The 14,751-nt window shown below is 68.3% G+C and carries 11 protein-coding genes; 4 read left to right on the top strand and 7 right to left on the bottom strand.

What is annotated here, in order from left to right; genetic code table 11:
* The first annotated feature begins 46 nt into the window (after positions 1 to 46).
* Both ACEPA4_RS14680 and ACEPA4_RS14675 read left to right on the top strand, forming a co-directional pair.
* A complete protein-coding gene (locus tag ACEPA4_RS14680; RefSeq protein ID WP_139727478.1) occupies positions 47 to 1,315 on the top strand; it encodes an NAD(P)/FAD-dependent oxidoreductase in 1,269 nt (422 codons plus the stop codon).
* A 180-nt stretch (positions 1,316 to 1,495) separates the two neighbouring features.
* Positions 1,496 to 1,765: a hypothetical protein gene (locus ACEPA4_RS14675; RefSeq protein ID WP_053500349.1), complete on the top strand. Its 270-nt coding sequence runs from the start codon at positions 1,496 to 1,498 to the stop codon at positions 1,763 to 1,765.
* A 1-nt stretch (position 1,766) separates the two neighbouring features.
* On the opposite strand, the gene pdeM is transcribed toward ACEPA4_RS14675, so the two are convergent.
* The 4 genes from pdeM to ACEPA4_RS14655 are packed head-to-tail and all read right to left on the bottom strand — an operon-like array spanning position 1,767 to position 7,456.
* Complete coding sequence (pdeM, locus tag ACEPA4_RS14670) at positions 1,767 to 2,408, bottom strand: ligase-associated DNA damage response endonuclease PdeM (protein WP_262090255.1); 642 nt, start codon at positions 2,406 to 2,408, stop codon at positions 1,767 to 1,769.
* Complete coding sequence (locus ACEPA4_RS14665) at positions 2,398 to 4,857, bottom strand: ligase-associated DNA damage response DEXH box helicase (protein WP_164230454.1); 2,460 nt, start codon at positions 4,855 to 4,857, stop codon at positions 2,398 to 2,400. Before ACEPA4_RS14665 ends, pdeM begins: the two co-directional genes overlap by 11 nt.
* Positions 4,854 to 6,461, bottom strand: a complete 1,608-nt coding sequence (locus ACEPA4_RS14660; RefSeq protein WP_111178635.1) for an ATP-dependent DNA ligase — start codon at positions 6,459 to 6,461, stop codon at positions 4,854 to 4,856. The genes ACEPA4_RS14665 and ACEPA4_RS14660 overlap by 4 nt, the downstream gene beginning before the upstream one ends.
* A complete protein-coding gene (locus ACEPA4_RS14655; protein WP_262090251.1) occupies positions 6,458 to 7,456 on the bottom strand; it encodes a ligase-associated DNA damage response exonuclease in 999 nt (332 codons plus the stop codon). The genes ACEPA4_RS14660 and ACEPA4_RS14655 overlap by 4 nt, the downstream gene beginning before the upstream one ends.
* Positions 7,457 to 7,569: 113 nt before the next feature.
* On the opposite strand from ACEPA4_RS14655, the gene ACEPA4_RS14650 reads away from it, so the two are divergent.
* Positions 7,570 to 9,207, top strand: coding sequence for an acyl-CoA dehydrogenase family protein (locus ACEPA4_RS14650; protein ID WP_262090249.1), 1,638 nt, complete (start codon positions 7,570 to 7,572; stop codon positions 9,205 to 9,207).
* A 264-nt stretch (positions 9,208 to 9,471) separates the two neighbouring features.
* On the opposite strand, the gene ACEPA4_RS14645 is transcribed toward ACEPA4_RS14650, so the two are convergent.
* The 3 genes from ACEPA4_RS14645 to ACEPA4_RS14635 form a co-directional block, all read right to left on the bottom strand.
* On the bottom strand, positions 9,472 to 9,882 hold the full coding sequence (locus ACEPA4_RS14645; protein ID WP_005418205.1) for a hypothetical protein: 411 nt from the start codon (positions 9,880 to 9,882) through the stop codon (positions 9,472 to 9,474).
* A 154-nt stretch (positions 9,883 to 10,036) separates the two neighbouring features.
* Entirely contained in the window at positions 10,037 to 10,378 is a 342-nt protein-coding gene (locus ACEPA4_RS14640) for a hypothetical protein (protein WP_005418203.1), read from the bottom strand.
* A 124-nt stretch (positions 10,379 to 10,502) separates the two neighbouring features.
* Positions 10,503 to 11,678, bottom strand: a complete 1,176-nt coding sequence (locus tag ACEPA4_RS14635) for a thiolase family protein (protein WP_005418201.1) — start codon at positions 11,676 to 11,678, stop codon at positions 10,503 to 10,505.
* A 182-nt stretch (positions 11,679 to 11,860) separates the two neighbouring features.
* On the opposite strand from ACEPA4_RS14635, the gene ACEPA4_RS14630 reads away from it, so the two are divergent.
* Complete coding sequence (locus tag ACEPA4_RS14630) at positions 11,861 to 14,704, top strand: autotransporter serine protease (RefSeq protein ID WP_171955663.1); 2,844 nt, start codon at positions 11,861 to 11,863, stop codon at positions 14,702 to 14,704.
* Positions 14,705 to 14,751: the final 47 nt, after the last annotated feature.

Raw genomic sequence — 14,751 nt, 5'->3', positions numbered from 1 at the left:
GAGGCCCCGCTGGGCATCCGGATTTGTGCTCGGGCACAATGCGCCCATGAAGGAACGACTGCGCATCGCCGTGATCGGCTACGGCACCGCTGGACAGGCATTGTCCATCCTGCTCTCCCGTGATGGCCACGAGGTGGAGATCTTCGAACGTGTGCCCACGCCGGGACCGGTTGGCGCCGGTTTCCTGCTGCAGCCCAGCGGCCTGCAGGTGCTGTGGCAGATGGGCCTGCTTGACGCCGTGCGCGCGCATGCCGCGCCGGTGCATCGCCTGTACGGCGATACGCCGTGCGAACGCGCAGTGATGGACATGCGCTACGCCGGCCTGGACGCGCGCCTGCACGGCCTTGGCATGCAGCGCGGCGCCCTGTTCTCGTTGCTGGATGATGCGCGTGCAGGTGCGGGCCAGCTGCATGCCGGCGTCAGCATCGCTGCAGTGGATGCCGAGCACGGCCGCCTGCGTGACAGCGAAGGGCGCCTGCACGGTGCGTTCGACCTCGTGGTGGCCGCCGATGGTGCGGCCTCGACGCTGCGCGGCACGATCAAAGACGGTAACGGACTGGATCGCGTGTATCCGTGGGGTGCGCTGTGGTGCCTGTTGCCGGCCGAAGACTGGCCACACCTGCAGGAGCTGCGGCAGCGCTACGTGGCCGCACGCAAGATGATCGGGCTGTTGCCGGTCGGTACGCGGCCCGGTGATGACACGCCGCGCCTGAGCTTTTTCTGGAGCCTGCCACGCGACGATTTCGAACGTTGGCAGGCCGACGGCATGACGCCCTGGCTGGACGAACTGCATGCGCTGTGGCCGCAGGCCAGTGCACGCTTCGCGCATCTGCGTGACGCCGGCCAGCTGGCACGGGCCGTCTACCGCGACGCAGTGATGACGCGCTGGCATCACGGCCGCATGGTGCTGGCCGGCGATGCCGCGCATGCGATGAGCCCACAGCTGGGCCAGGGCGTGAACATGGCGCTGCTCGATGCGCTGGCGCTGCGCGATGCCTTGCGCGCGCATGGTGGCGGTGCCACGGCATTGCAGGCCTACCAGGCGCAGCGCAGGGCACACGTTGCGGTCTACCAGCGCTGGAGCCGTTGGCTGACGCCGCTGTTCCAGTCCGATCGCGATGCCTGGGCCAAAGCGCGCGACGTGCTGCTCGGCCCGATGGGGCGCCTGCCGGGTGGACGTGGTCACATGCTGCGTGTGCTCAGCGGTACCCAGCATGGCTGGTTCGGTTCGCTCGCGCTGGATCCGGCTTTCGTCGACGCGCTGGCCACTGCGGCGCAGGTGCCTCGCATCAACGCGATCACAGCCACTGCGTGAAACGCGTCGTCACGTGAATTAACGGTTGCCTCACTGCGCATATGCGAGAAGTAGGTTGCACGCGATTGCGCGTCGCCCGTTTTCCTTTCCGTGATCAACATCGCGCGTGGCCCGGGAGGCGCTGCCGTCGCGGCCTGTTGCGGCCCGGATGTGCCGCCTGTTGTCGAAGAGGAGGATGCCATGTTGTTCGCGGTCGAGGAGCTGGAATCGGAAATCTGCAAGCTGCGCGGTCTGTTGCAGATGCTGCACGAGGACCAGCCCGACGTACTGGAGGACGTGTTCGAGTTCCATGTCGGCAGCCTGATCAGTCATGCGTCGCCTGAGCACCACACGCGCATCCGCACCTGCGCGCAGGAGATGCTGGCGGCGATCCAGGCATTGCCGCGGCGACGGGAAGAGGACACGCCTGAGTTCCAGCTGATGCCGCAGCTGGATATCCGTCCGGCCTGATTCAAGCCAGGGGCAGTGCCACCAGGCCGTTGTCCACGCAGGCGACCATCTGTTCGCCGGCAGCGGGAACAGGAACGATTCCGGCGGTGAACGCGGAGAAGGCCGGCAGGAGCGTCATCCTGTCACGCAGCCAGAATGCGGGGAAGCGCCGCCGCAACGGAGGCAAAGCGATCTGTGGATGCAGATGCCCGGCGATCACATGCAGCTCCGCATCGGGCACCGGCTCATGCCGAAGCAGGAACGGTGGCAACCGTACTTCGTCGTGGATCTGCACCTGCAGCTCGGCATGCGGCAGCTGCCGGTCATGATTTCCGCGCAGGACATGCACGTCCAGTGCGGCATTGCGTTCGCGCCATCCCAGCCATTGCTGGTACCACGCAGCACGATGCGCCGGGCCATGCAGGATGTCGCCCAGGATCCACAGCTCGCGGCAGGCATGCCTGTCCAGCAGCCCCTGCAGGCGTTGCAGGTCCTTGCCGGTACCGCCGCTGGGCAGCGCGATGCCTGCGCGGCGGAATACATCGGCCTTGCCCAGGTGCAGGTCGGCGAGCAGCAGTGCCTGCCGCGCGGGCCAGTACAGTGCACGCGCGCCAAGCAGAACCAGCGACTCGCCTGCGCGCAGCAGCGGCAGTTCATCGGCCATGCCGACGCTCCAGCTGCTGGGCCGCGCGTTGCACCCGGGTACGCCAGTCTTCGTTGCTGAACTGCCCGCGCAGGCGTTCGGCCCACAGCGGGAAACCCAACGGCGTGAGTGACGCCGGGCGCTGCACCGAGAGGGTCTGCATCCGAACCTTGGCCAGTACCTGTTGCAGCCCCGGCATGTCGAGGCTGTCATTCAGCACTTCCTGTTCCGCCAGCGCCAGCAGCAGGTGATCCGGGTCGTGCTCGCGCAGTACGTCGTAGAGCAGTCCCGCGGACGCCTGCAGCTGGCGCAGTGCCCGTGGCATGCCACCGGGCAGGCTGGGGACCAGCAGGCCGGCGACGCGTGCGATGCCGCGGAACTGGCGACGCGCCAGCTCGCCCAGGTTCACCGCAGCACGCAGATCATCCAGCAGCTGATCGGTGGAGAACAGCGCCCGCCATTGCGCCGCATCCAGATCGATGGCCTGTGCCGGTGCCAGCACCAGGCCGTGATCGTTCACCGCATAGCCGATGCTGTTGCGCTGCCGGCGGGTACAGCGCAGCGCCAGCAGGGCGGCCAGCGCCTCATGCACGTGGCGGCCGGCAAAGGGATAGACGAACAGGAACTGGCCTTCGCGACGACGCACATCCTCCACCAGCAGATGGGCTGGGCCGGGAAGCGCCGACAACCGCTGCTGCAGTGCCAGCAGGGGTGACAGCCAGCGTGACTCGGCGCTGTCGTCAGCACCGGACAGTACCCACTCCAGCTCGCGGCCCAGCGGCATCGACAGCGGCAACTGGCCGCCCTGCCAGCGCGGCACGATCCCCTCACCGCGTCCTCGTGCCAACCGGACGAAGGCAGTCATGTCGCGCAGCTGCACCAGCTCCAGCAGGCGCCCGGCGAACTGGAAGCGGTCGCCACGGCGCAGGCGGCTGGCGAACTGTTCCTCCACGGCGCCCAGGCTGCCGCCGCGCAGGAACTGCACGCGCACGCTGCCATCGCTGCTGATGGTGCCGATCGACAGCCGATGACGCAGCGCCTGGCGACGGTCGTGCATGCGGTACCACCCATCGGCATCACGCACGACCTTGTGGAAATCGGGGTACTGGGCCAGCGCTTGGCCACCCTGCACGACGAATGTGAGCACGGCCTGCCACTGGTCGTCGCCGAGCGACGCGAAGGCATGGGTACGCCGCACCTGCGCCAGCAGGTCGGCGCTGTCGAAGCCGCCCGCCAGGGCGCGGCTGACCGCATGCTGGGCCAGCACATCCAGCGGCAGCGTCGGCGGCCTGCGCGCTTCGACCACGTTCCCGGCCAACGCACGGCGCACGGCGGCGTACTCGGCCAGTTCCAGCGCATGGCTGGGCACGCACAGGATGGAACCGCTGGCACCCGGGCGGTGCCGTGCGCGTCCGGCGCGCTGGCGCAGGCGCGCCACGCCCTTCGGGCTGCCCAGCTGCAGTACCTGCTCAACCTCGGGGAAGTCGACGCCGAGGTCGAGGCTGGAGGTGGCAACCACGCAGCGCAGCGCGCCCGCGCGCAGGCCATCCTCCACCTGCTGGCGCAGCACCGGGTCCAGCGAGCCGTGGTGCAGCGCAAGCGTGTCCGGTTCTTCCGGCCAGACTGCGGCCAGCGCCTGATGCCACAATTCAGCTTGCGCGCGCGTATTGGTGAACAGCAGGCTGCTGCGTGCCTGCATCAGTGCATCCAGCACGCGTGGCAGCTGCGCCAGGCCCAGATGCCCGGCCCAGGGGAAATGTTCGCCAGGGTCCGGCAGCACGCTGCGCACGCTCACTGCGCGAGGGCGTACGCCCTGCACGATCGGTGCATCCGGTTGCCCGGGCAGCAGTACATCGCGCGCCTCATCCAGATTGCCCAGCGTGGCCGACAGTCCCCACAGCTGCGATGCAGGCGCGGCCTGGCGCAACACTGCCAGGTTCAACTGCAGCAGCACACCGCGCTTGTTGCCCAGCAGTTCGTGCCATTCGTCCACCACCATGCAGCGCAGCCGCTGCATGCGCGGCAGCGTATCCGGATAGCTCAGCAGCAGCGCCAGTGATTCCGGCGTGGTCACCAGTACGTCGATGCGGCCCTCGCGCGCCTGGCGCCGCTCGCGGTTGCTGGCGTCACCACTGCGCAGGCCGACACGCCAACCCAGCCCCAGCCCATCGACCACGGTCTGCAGCGCGCGCGCGGTGTCGCTGGCCAACGCGCGCAAGGGGGTCACCCACAGCACCTGCAGCGGGCGGACCGCGCTGGCGCGGCGGGGGGAGGGTGGCGGGTCGATCATGGCCTGCAGCAGCGGTCCGCCGAACATCGCCAGTGTCTTGCCGCTGCCTGTGGGTGTATGCAGCAGCCCGGATTCGCCGGCGAGATAGTGACGCCACATCGCGCGCTGGAACGGCAGTGAGCGCCAGCCTCTGGACGCGAACCAGTCTTCCAGCCGGCGCAGTGCCTGGCTGCGGTTCATCGTGCCAACGCCTGCAGCGTGGCCAACTGATCGGCTTCGCTGGCGGGCTTGTCGTGGCGCCAGCGCAGGATGCGCGGAAAACGCACGGCGATGCCCGACTTGTGCCGGCTGCTGCGGTTGACCGCCTCGAAGCCCAGCTCGAAGACGTGTTCGGCGCGAACGCTGCGCACCGGGCCGAAGCGCTCGCGGGTGTTGGCGCGGATCCAGCGATCAAGCGCGAGGATTTCCTTGTCATCCAGGCCCGAATAGGCCTTGGCGACCGGTACCAGCGTGTCGCCGTCCCAGACGCCGAAGGTGTAGTCGGTGTACAGCGTGCTGCGCCGCCCATGGCCGGCCTGCGCGTACAGGAGCACCGCATCGATGGTGAGCGGATCGACCTTCCATTTCCACCAGTCACCGCGGCGGCGTCCGGCCTGGTAGGGCGAGGCATGCCGTTTCAGCATCAGTCCTTCCACGCCGCGTTCGCGTGCCACGTCGCGCATTGCCGCCGCCTGGAGCCAGTCGTCGGCGTCAACGCCCGGTGAGAGCTGGATCCGTGCATCGTTCAGTGCACCGACGACCTCGGCGAGACGCGCGCGCCGCTGCTGCAGCGGACGTTCGCGCAGGTCTACGCCATCGAGTTCAAGCAGGTCATAGGCGAGCACCCGCACCGGCGTGTTGCGCAGGGTGGCCGCACCGGGTTTTCGGCGCTGGATGCGCGTCTGCAGCGCAGTGAAGGCACGCGGCAGGTCCGCGGCTTCGTCCCAGGCCAGCAGCTCGCCGTCCAGCACGCAGCCATCGGGAAGCGCCATCGCTGCCTGTTCGATCTCGGGGAAGCGGCCATCCAGCCGCTCTTCGCCGCGTGACCACAAGGCGACCTCGCCGCGCCGGCGCAGCAGCTGCAGGCGGATGCCATCCCACTTCCATTCCAGCAGCCAGTCATCGATCGGGCCGAGTCGTTCGGCAGGGGATCCCTCCAGTGGCGAGGCCAGGAAGAACGGATAGGGCTGCTGCCGGTCCAGCGGCAATTCATCCGGCGACAGCAGCTGGGCCAGAACGCCGGGCGAGGGCACCCACTCGCCCAGCATGCGCTGGGCGATGCGTGCGATGTCCAGGCCGGACCACTCGGCCAGCGCCTGCTGCACCAGTCGCTGCGACACGCCAACGCGCAGGGCGCCGGTCAGCAGCTTGTTGAATACCAGGCGTTCGCCGCTGCACAGTTGCTGCCAGCCGGCGACGATCGCCGCGCGACGCACCGCCTCGGGTTGGTTGGCGACCGCCAGCAGGTGCTGTTCGATCCATTCGGCCAGGGGCCGGTCAGGCGAGGGGTGTGGTGGGTCGTCCAACAGCAGGGTCAGCGTTTCGGCCAGGTCACCCACCTGCGCATAGCTGTCTTCCACCAGCCACGGTGGCAACCCTGATTGCTCGGCGATCCACGCGCGCAGTTCGCCACTGGCGGCGATCTTCCTGCGCGCGCCGCCCACCTTGCCACCACTGAGCAGGTACAGCGCCCACGCCGCATCGTGTGCGCCTGCCTGGCGGAAGTAGTCGACCAGCGCTGCGCGCTTGTCCAGCGTGGCAGTGCTGCGGTCCAGGCGTTGGTAGAGCGCTGCGAAGGACTTCATTCCTCGCTCCCGAAATCGGTACGGAAGGCTTCGGCAGCCACGCCGCGCTCGCGCAGGAACGGAATCAACGCATCGGTATTGCCATGGGTGGCGATCACCCGCTGCGCGCCGGTCTGTTGGATCGTCTGCAGCAGTGCTGGCCAATCGGCGTGGTCGGAAATGACGAAGCCTCGATCGACGTTGCGGCGGCGACGGTTGCCGCGCAGTTGCATCCAGCCCGAGGCGAAGCCCAGCTGGTGACGGCCGAAGCGGCGCATCCAGGGCGTGCCCGCAGCCGAGGGCGGGGCCAGGATCAACTGGCCGGCGGCATCGGGCCGGCGGCCCTGTTCGGCCACGGTGAGCGTCTCCAGCATCGGTACGCCGGCCTGCCGGTACACCGCCACGCCATTGGCGATGGCGCCATGCAGCCAGGCCGGCCGATCGTCCAGTGGCCGCAGCTCTGCCAGCACCCGCTGTGCCTTGCCCAGCGCATAGCACAGCAGGATCGCAGCCTCGCCGCGTTGTTCGCATTCGCGGCGCCACGCCACGATTTCGGCAGCGACGGCCGAAGTGTCCGGCCAGCGGTAGATCGGCAGGGCGAAGGTGGCTTCGGTGATGAAGGTATCGCAGGGCACCACTTCGAACGGCGCGCAGGTTGGGTCAGGCTGCCGCTTGTAGTCGCCGGAGGCGACCCAGACCTGCCGCCCGTCGTCGATGCGCACCTGCGAAGATCCCAGGACGTGACCGGCTGGATGCAGCGATACCTGTACCCGGCCCAGGCGGAACGGCACGCCCTCGACGTGCGCCTGCACCGGAACATCGCCCAGGCGCCAGCGCAGGATCGGCAGGCTGCCTTCGCTGCAGTGGTACTCGCCCATGCCCGGGCGGGCGTGATCCCCGTGGCCATGCGTGATGACCGCGCGCGCTACCGGTCGCCAGGGATCAATGTGGAAATCGCCGGCGGCGCAGTACAGCCCTTCCGGGCGCAGCACCACCAGATCGTCGTTGGCTGCCATGCGATCACTGTGGCCTGCTGCTCGTGCAGACGGTGAGAACCGGCCTGAACACGGGCTTGGCAAGTCATGCGGCACAATCGGACCGCATACCTCTTGCCGCCAGGATGGACCGGATGAGTGGACCAAGCTTCAGCAGCGACGCGCCCTACGAAACCCATGTGGTGTTGAACCAGCCGCCACCGTTCGCGGGGCGCCAGTTGTGGACTGACGACGTGGCGCTGATGGAAGCCGTGCAACGCGAAGGCGCTGGCAGCTTCGCGCCACGCCTGGCGGTCTATGGCGCGCTGGCCGGCGACGAGCTGTACCGGCTCGGCTTCGATGCCAACCGCGATCGCCCACGCCTGCGCACGCATGATGCGCAGGGTCATCGCATCGATACGGTGGAGTTCCACCCGGCCTATCACCAGTTGATGGAGACGGCGAAATCGCACGGTGTCGCCGGCTTGTCCTGGCATGAACCGCAACCCGGCGCGCATGTCGCGCGTGCGGTGTTGAGCTACCTGCACCACCAGGCCGAGGCCGGCACCAGTTGCCCGTTGACGATGACCCATGCAGCAGTAGCGGTGCTGCACACGCAGCCGCATCTGGCCGAGTGGGCACGCAAGGCCGCAGCGCCGGTGTATGACGCGCGCGACGTGCCGGTGGCTGACAAGGCCGGCATCACCCTGGGCATGGGCATGACCGAGAAGCAGGGCGGCTCGGATGTGCGCTCCAACAGTACGCGCGCCGAACCGATCGATGGTGAGCGCTATCGCCTTGTCGGCCACAAGTGGTTCTTTTCCGCACCGATGTGCGATGGCTTCCTGGTGCTGGCGCAGGCGCCGGGAGGACTGACCTGCCTGCTGATGCCGCGCCGACTGGCCGACGGTGACCGCAACGCATTCCGGTTGATGCGGTTGAAGGACAAGCTTGGCGACTGGGCCAATGCCTCCAGCGAAGTCGAGTTCTGCGGCGCGCAGGCATGGCGGGTGGGCGAGGAGGGGCGTGGCGTGGCCACCATCATCGGCATGGTGATGATGACCCGCCTGGATTGCATGCTGGGCGCAGCGGCGGAAATGCGCATGGCGTTGGCGCAGGCGTTGCACCACGCACGCCATCGCCGCACCTTCGGCAAGCTGCTGGTCGAGCACCCGTTGATGACCAATGTGCTGGCCGACCTGGCACTGGAATCGGAAGCGGCCACGGTACTTTCGATGCGCATCGCACGCGCGGTGGATCGCGCCGCCGTGGATGCCAACGAAGCTGCGCTGGCACGGGTGGGAACGGCGCTGGGCAAGTACTGGCTGTGCAAGCGCGCGCCGGCCTTCGTCAACGAAGCGCAGGAATGCCTCGGCGGCGCAGGCTATGTGGAGGAATCGATGCTGCCGCGGCTGTACCGGCAGGCGCCGTTGAATTCGATCTGGGAAGGCAGTGGCAACATCCAGTGCCTGGACGTACTGCGCGCGCTGGCACGTGAACCGGAGGCACTGGCGGCGCTGCGCGCCGAGCTGGCAGCGGTGGCCGATCATGATGCGCGCTACGCGGCGGCGCTGCAGCGTTGGGCAGCGGCGCCGGCACCGGATGAGTCGCAGGCGAGGCTGTTCTGCGAGCGCACTGCGCTGCTGTTGCAGGCAGCGTTGATGTTGCGGGCGGGCAGTCCAATGGCTGAAGCGTTCGTGTCCAGCCGGCTGGAAGGGCAGCATGGGCTGGTGTTCGGGACGCTGCCGGCGGGTGTGGATCTGTCGGCAATGCTGGCGCGCGCGCTGCCGTAGGGCGGCCAACGGCGAAGCCCCTCGTGGTGGCCGCTGATACTGATGGGTGGGCCGCGCGGGCGCCGTGAATACGTCCTTGTAGGCTCGGGCGCGCCATCCATGGCGCCTACGCCCCTGCGCAACCTACCCGCGCGTCCTTGGACACTTTCCGTACGCGTCCAGCACGGAATCAACAGAAAGAGCAGAGAGCGAAAAGCAGAAAAGCCGCGGCAGTGCCGCGGCTTTTCCTGTAGCGCCGAGACGATGCCCGGCTGCCGGTAGGCCTTAGTGCTTGGCTTCTTCCTTGGCGGCGTTGGCCTTGGCGTCATTGGCGACATCACGGGCCTTGTCAGCAACCTTCTGTGCTGCGTCCGCAGTGGCGTCGCTGGCATGTGCAGCGGCGTCGGTGGCCGCAACCTTGGCCTTGTCTGCGGCGTTTGCGGTGGCGTCTGCGGCCTTGTCCAGTGCCTGCTGGGTATCGGCGGCGGCCTGCTCGGAAGCGGCAGCGGTCTTGTCGGCAGCGTTGCGGGTGGCTTCGGCGGCCCTGTCCACGGCGTCACGGGCGGCAGCGCCGGCGCTGTCGGCGGCCTGCTGCGCGTCCTGCTTGGCCTGTTCGGCTTCCGGACCCTTGCAGGCGGCCAGGGCCAGCAGCAGGGAGGCGGCCAGCAGCGTGGTGGTGATCGGGCGAATCTTCATGGCGGTCTCCGGTACTGCAATGGATGGGGACGCCAGCCTATTCATGCCGTTGTGAAGACGGGGTCGCGATCCGAGGCGCGCGCAGGCAGCAGGCCAAAGAAAAAGCCGCTGGCGAACCAGCGGCTTTTCCAGAACAGCCTGAAGAAAGAAGTTATTACTTCTTGGCTTCTTCAGCAGCGTCCTTGGCCTGCTCAGCGGTAGCTTCGGCAGCCTTGGCAGCGTCCTTGGCTTCGCCAGCAGCAGCGTCGGTCGCGGCAGCAGCGGTGTTGGCAGCAGCGTCGGTCGCAGCGTCAGCAGCGGTGGCGGCGGTGTTGGCAGCCTGCTGGGCAGCGTCGGCGGTCTGGGCGCCGGCAGCGGCGGCCTGGTCGGCAGCAGCCTGGGCTTCGGTGGCGGCTTCGTTGGCCGAAGCAGCGGCGTCCTGGGCAGCTTCCTGCTTCGAGCAGGCGGCCAGGGCCAGAGCCAGGGACATCGCGACCAGCAGCTTGTTGATGCTCATTGTGTAAATCCTCGTCGTTAGAATTAGGCAACGCGCATGCTGCGCGCCGACAACATGATGACAAGCCAAGATTGGGTGTCAAGCGATCCCGCATTCATTTTTGCGAAATCGTCGTTAAATCTTTTTAAATCAATTCGATGGCGATGGCTGTTGCTTCACCGCCACCGATGCACAGGGTGGCAATGCCGCGCTTGCCACCGCGCGTGCGCAGGGCGTTGACCAAGGTCACCACCAGGCGTGCACCGGAGGCACCGATGGGATGGCCCAGTGCGCAGGCCCCGCCATTCACGTTGAGCTTGTCGTGCGGGATGCCCAGTTCACGCATCGGTGCCATCGCCACCACGGCGAAGGCCTCATTGATTTCGAACAGGTCGATCTGGTCCAGCGACCATCCGGTCTTGGCCAGCAGTGTGTGGATCGCGCCGATCGGGGCGGTGGTGAACCATTCCGGTTCCTGCGAATGGGTGGCGTGGCCGACGATGCGCGCCAGCGGGGTAATGCCACGTGCGTTGGCGTCTTCCTCGGTCAGCAGGACCACCGCAGCGGCGCCGTCGGAGATGCTGGAGGAGCTGGCGGCGGTGACGCTGCCGTCCTTCTTGAAGGCCGGGCGCAGGGTCGGGATCTTGGCGATGTCGGAGCGGCCGGGTTGCTCATCGGTGGCGACCTCGACCTCACCCTTGCGGGTGGCCACCTTCACCGCGACGATCTCATCGGCGAATGCCCCATTGGCCTGTGCGGCCTGTGCGCGCTTGACCGATTCGATCGCGTAGGCGTCCTGTTCCTCGCGGCTGAACTGGTACTTGTCCACGGCGCATTCGGCGAACTCGCCCATGGCCTTGCCGTCGTAGGCGTTGACCAGGCCGTCGTGGGCCATGTGGTCGATCGCCTGGAAGTTGCCGAAGCGGTTGCCCGTGCGCGAGTTGGGCAGCAGGTGCGGGGCGTTGGACATCGATTCCATGCCACCGGCGACCACGATGCTGGCCGAACCGGCCTTGATCAGGTCATGGCCGAGCATGATGGTCTTCATGCCCGAGCCGCACACCTTGTTGAGGGTGGTGGCACCGGTCGACAGCGGAATGCCGGCGGCGATCGCCGCCTGGCGGGCGGGCGCCTGGCCGAGGTTGGCCGGCAACACGCAGCCCATGAGGACTTCAGAGACGTCGCTGGCCGGCACGCCCGATTGTTCCAGGGCGGCCGCGATGGCGGCCGCGCCGAGGGTCGGGGTCGGCACGCCGTTGAACTGGCCGAGGAAGGAGCCGATGGCGGTGCGCTTGGCGGCGGCGATGACGATGTTGGACATGGCAATCTCGTTGATGCGTAAGCAATGTTCGGAAAGGAGACCGAGGACGTTGGAAGCGCCGCGATTTCCCGGCAGACTGCGTGGGGGTCGACCCAAGTATAGAGGGTCGGGGAGGGCCGCCGCTGGGCGGCACCGCACGCCTGCCGGGATGTAGGCAGGCCAACGTTCATGGGAAGGAATCGATGGAACGCACGATGATGGTGAGGTCGGCGCTGGCGTCGGCGCTGGCGATGGCATTGACGGCATGTGGTGGCGGCGGAGGCGGCGGAAATGTCCGCATCGATCCCCCCCCGACCACCCCGACGCCCCCGACCACGCCACCGCCGACCACACCGCCTCCGGCCAAGCCGCAGGAGCCGGCCTTCGACGCGCACCTGTCCGTGACCAATGCGCGTGCCGCACAGGCCGCCGGCCTGACCGGGCAGGGGGTGCGCATCGGCATCGTCGATTCGGGCGTGCAGCGCAACGCAGTGGCGCTGAACGGGCGCGTGGTCGCCAACCTCAATTACATCGACCCCGCCCGCAACAACCTGCAGGTGGACGACGTGGTGGGCCACGGCACGGCGGTGGCCAGCCTGGCCGCGGGTGCTTCGGTGGGGTCCTGGCCGGGCGGCATCGCCCCCGGCGCACAGATCGTTTCGGCGCGGATCATCGCCGACAAGCCGCCCGTCGATGACGGCAGCGGCAAGGGCAATTCCTTCAGCGGCCCACTGGGCGTGGCGCAGGTCCACCAGGACCTGATCAGCTACAACGTGAAGGTGATGAACAATTCGTGGGGCGGCCTGTACTGGACCGACCTGCCGACCACCGCGCAGGTGGCGGCCGAGTACCGGCCGTTCGTCATCAACCATGGCGGCCTGGTGGTGTTCGCGGCCGGCAACGATGCGCGTCCCGAGCCGAGCAGCCTGGCCGCGCTGCCCAGCCAGCTGGGCGTTGCCGGCTCGCTGCCGGCGGCCGATCTGGAGCGCGGCTGGCTGGTGGCCACTGCGGTGGATCCGTATGCACCGGGCACGCTGGCCAGCTACGCCAATGCCTGCGGCCAAGCCGCGCGCTACTGCCTGGCGGCGCCGGGCAGCGCGGTCTATCCCGATGCCAACGGCGGCAGCTATTACTGGAACTACGGCACGTCCTTCGCCGCCCCGCTGATTTCCGGCGCCGCCGCCCTGGTCTGGCAGCGCTACCCGTACTTCGACAACGACCTGGTGCGGCAGACCCTGCTGGGCACCGCCAAGGACATCGGTGCGCCCGGCGTGGATGCGGTGTTCGGCTACGGCCTGCTCGACATCTCGCGGGCGATCAAGGGGCCGGGGCGCTTCGACTGGGGCGATGTGGTGGCCAATGTCGATGCGCCATCGAGTGGCTCGCTGTGGAGCAATGACATCGTCGGCAGCGGTGGCTTGGTCAAGCAGGGCGGGGGAACCCTGGTGCTGGGGGGCAACAACAGCTACAGCGGTGCCACCCGCATCGAGCGCGGCATCCTGTCACTGCAGAACGGCAGCGTGATCCGCTCCAACGTGACGATCCTGGCGCAGCCCGATCCGGATTCGACCGGCCTGCAGTTCAATGGCGGTACGCCGCGCGTGATCGGCAATGTGGTCAACGGCAGCAGCGTGTTCCTGACCACCGGCAACACCACCGGCACCATCGAGGGCAACTACACCCAGCAGGCCGGCGCGCAGCTGATGATCGCGCTCGGTGCCAATGCGCTGCAGGTCACCGGCAACGCCACGATCAACGGGGGCGTGCGCGTGCACGGCTTCGTCTCCGGCTATGTGCCGCAGAACGGCAGCCGCCAGGACCTGATCCACGCCGCCGCCGGCCTCAGCGGCACCTTCAGCAGCCCGGCCACCTCCAGCGGCCTGCAGGGCCTGTCGCTGCTGCAGAGCAGCTATGGATATGACAGCAACAACGCTTGGTTGAACCTGACCCAGGTCAGCGTCACGGCGGCCGCGACCGGGCTCACGGCCTCGGCGCAGTCGGCTGCGCAACGCGTGGACAGTGCGTTCAGCGTGCTTGATGGCGATACGACGCTGCAGGGCTCGGCCTTCGGTACGGCCGCCGGTGCGCTGCAGTGGACCGGCGGTGGCAGCAAAGGCCTCGAGGCCAGTTTGCAGAGCCTGTCCGGACAGGCGCATGCGCGGGCCGAGTCGGCCACCTTCGACAGCATCGACATGTCACGCCGCGCGATCGCCGAGCGCTTTGATCGCGTGCAGACGGCGCCGCGCCTGCGCGGGGCCTGGCAGAGCGCGCTCGGCGAAGCCGGGCAGGGCAGTTTCGCCGGCAATGCCGCCGACAGCCGCGGTTGGATGGCCGGCCAGGACCTGCCACTGGGCAGCAATGGGCTGATGGGCGTGGCCTTTGGCGAAACCCGCAGCAATGGTGGCAGCAGCGTCGGTGGTGATCGTGGGCGTGATCGCCAGGCGCAGGCGCAGCTGTATGCCGGCTGGAACCTGGGCCGGGGCTATGCGCTGGCGCAGGTCGGCAGCGGCCAGTTCACCCGGGCGCTGGATCGCCAGTTGCTGCTGGGCGCCGGCGCCTACGGTGTCTCTGCACGTTACGGCGGACGTTTCAGCAGTGCCAGTGTCGAAGGCGGCTATCGTTTCGGCCGCGCGGGTGCGTCGTTCACACCCTACGTGGGCGCCAGCAGCACGCGCGTGGATACCGATGCCTTCAACGAACTGGGCGGGTTCGGCTTCGGCCTGCGTGGCGATGCCAACCGCGTACAGCGCAGCCAGATGCTGGCCGGTATCCGCGGCGAACGTGGCTGGGGGCGCTGGACCCTGCGCGGGCATGCCGAATGGCAGCAGCGGCTCGATGGTGCCGATGCGGACTGGCAGGCCAGTTTCGTCGGCGTTGATGCATGGGCGCCACTGGCGGGCTGGAACGCGCCGCGCGGCAGTGCGCTGTTCGGCGTGGCGCTGGAGTCGTGGTGGGGCCGCAACGGCCGCCTGAGCCTGGGCTTCGACCAGCGCGTCGGCGGCGAAGGCGCGCGGCAGGCGGCGTTGCGCTACAGCACCGGGTTCTGAACGGGCGGTCGCGCCGGGTCGAAAGGCCCGGCGCGACATCGGCAGGC

Origin of the sequence: Stenotrophomonas sp. P2112 (assembly GCF_041897515.1) — a bacterium.
In the GTDB taxonomy this organism is placed as follows: Bacteria; Pseudomonadota; Gammaproteobacteria; order Xanthomonadales; family Xanthomonadaceae; genus Stenotrophomonas; species Stenotrophomonas sepilia.
The sequence above is the reverse complement of the archived record's forward strand: the minus strand, read 5'-3'. Positions and strand labels throughout refer to the sequence as shown.

Coding starts and splice junctions, on each gene's coding strand:
- ACEPA4_RS14680 (WP_139727478.1), top strand. CDS start 47: ATGAAGGAACGACTGCGCATCGCCGTGATCGGCTACGGCACCGCTGGA.
- ACEPA4_RS14675 (WP_053500349.1), top strand. CDS start 1,496: ATGTTGTTCGCGGTCGAGGAGCTGGAATCGGAAATCTGCAAGCTGCGC.
- pdeM (WP_262090255.1), bottom strand. CDS start 2,408: ATGGCCGATGAACTGCCGCTGCTGCGCGCAGGCGAGTCGCTGGTTCTG.
- ACEPA4_RS14665 (WP_164230454.1), bottom strand. CDS start 4,857: ATGAACCGCAGCCAGGCACTGCGCCGGCTGGAAGACTGGTTCGCGTCC.
- ACEPA4_RS14660 (WP_111178635.1), bottom strand. CDS start 6,461: ATGAAGTCCTTCGCAGCGCTCTACCAACGCCTGGACCGCAGCACTGCC.
- ACEPA4_RS14655 (WP_262090251.1), bottom strand. CDS start 7,456: ATGGCAGCCAACGACGATCTGGTGGTGCTGCGCCCGGAAGGGCTGTAC.
- ACEPA4_RS14650 (WP_262090249.1), top strand. CDS start 7,570: ATGAGTGGACCAAGCTTCAGCAGCGACGCGCCCTACGAAACCCATGTG.
- ACEPA4_RS14645 (WP_005418205.1), bottom strand. CDS start 9,882: ATGAAGATTCGCCCGATCACCACCACGCTGCTGGCCGCCTCCCTGCTG.
- ACEPA4_RS14640 (WP_005418203.1), bottom strand. CDS start 10,378: ATGAGCATCAACAAGCTGCTGGTCGCGATGTCCCTGGCTCTGGCCCTG.
- ACEPA4_RS14635 (WP_005418201.1), bottom strand. CDS start 11,678: ATGTCCAACATCGTCATCGCCGCCGCCAAGCGCACCGCCATCGGCTCC.
- ACEPA4_RS14630 (WP_171955663.1), top strand. CDS start 11,861: ATGGAACGCACGATGATGGTGAGGTCGGCGCTGGCGTCGGCGCTGGCG.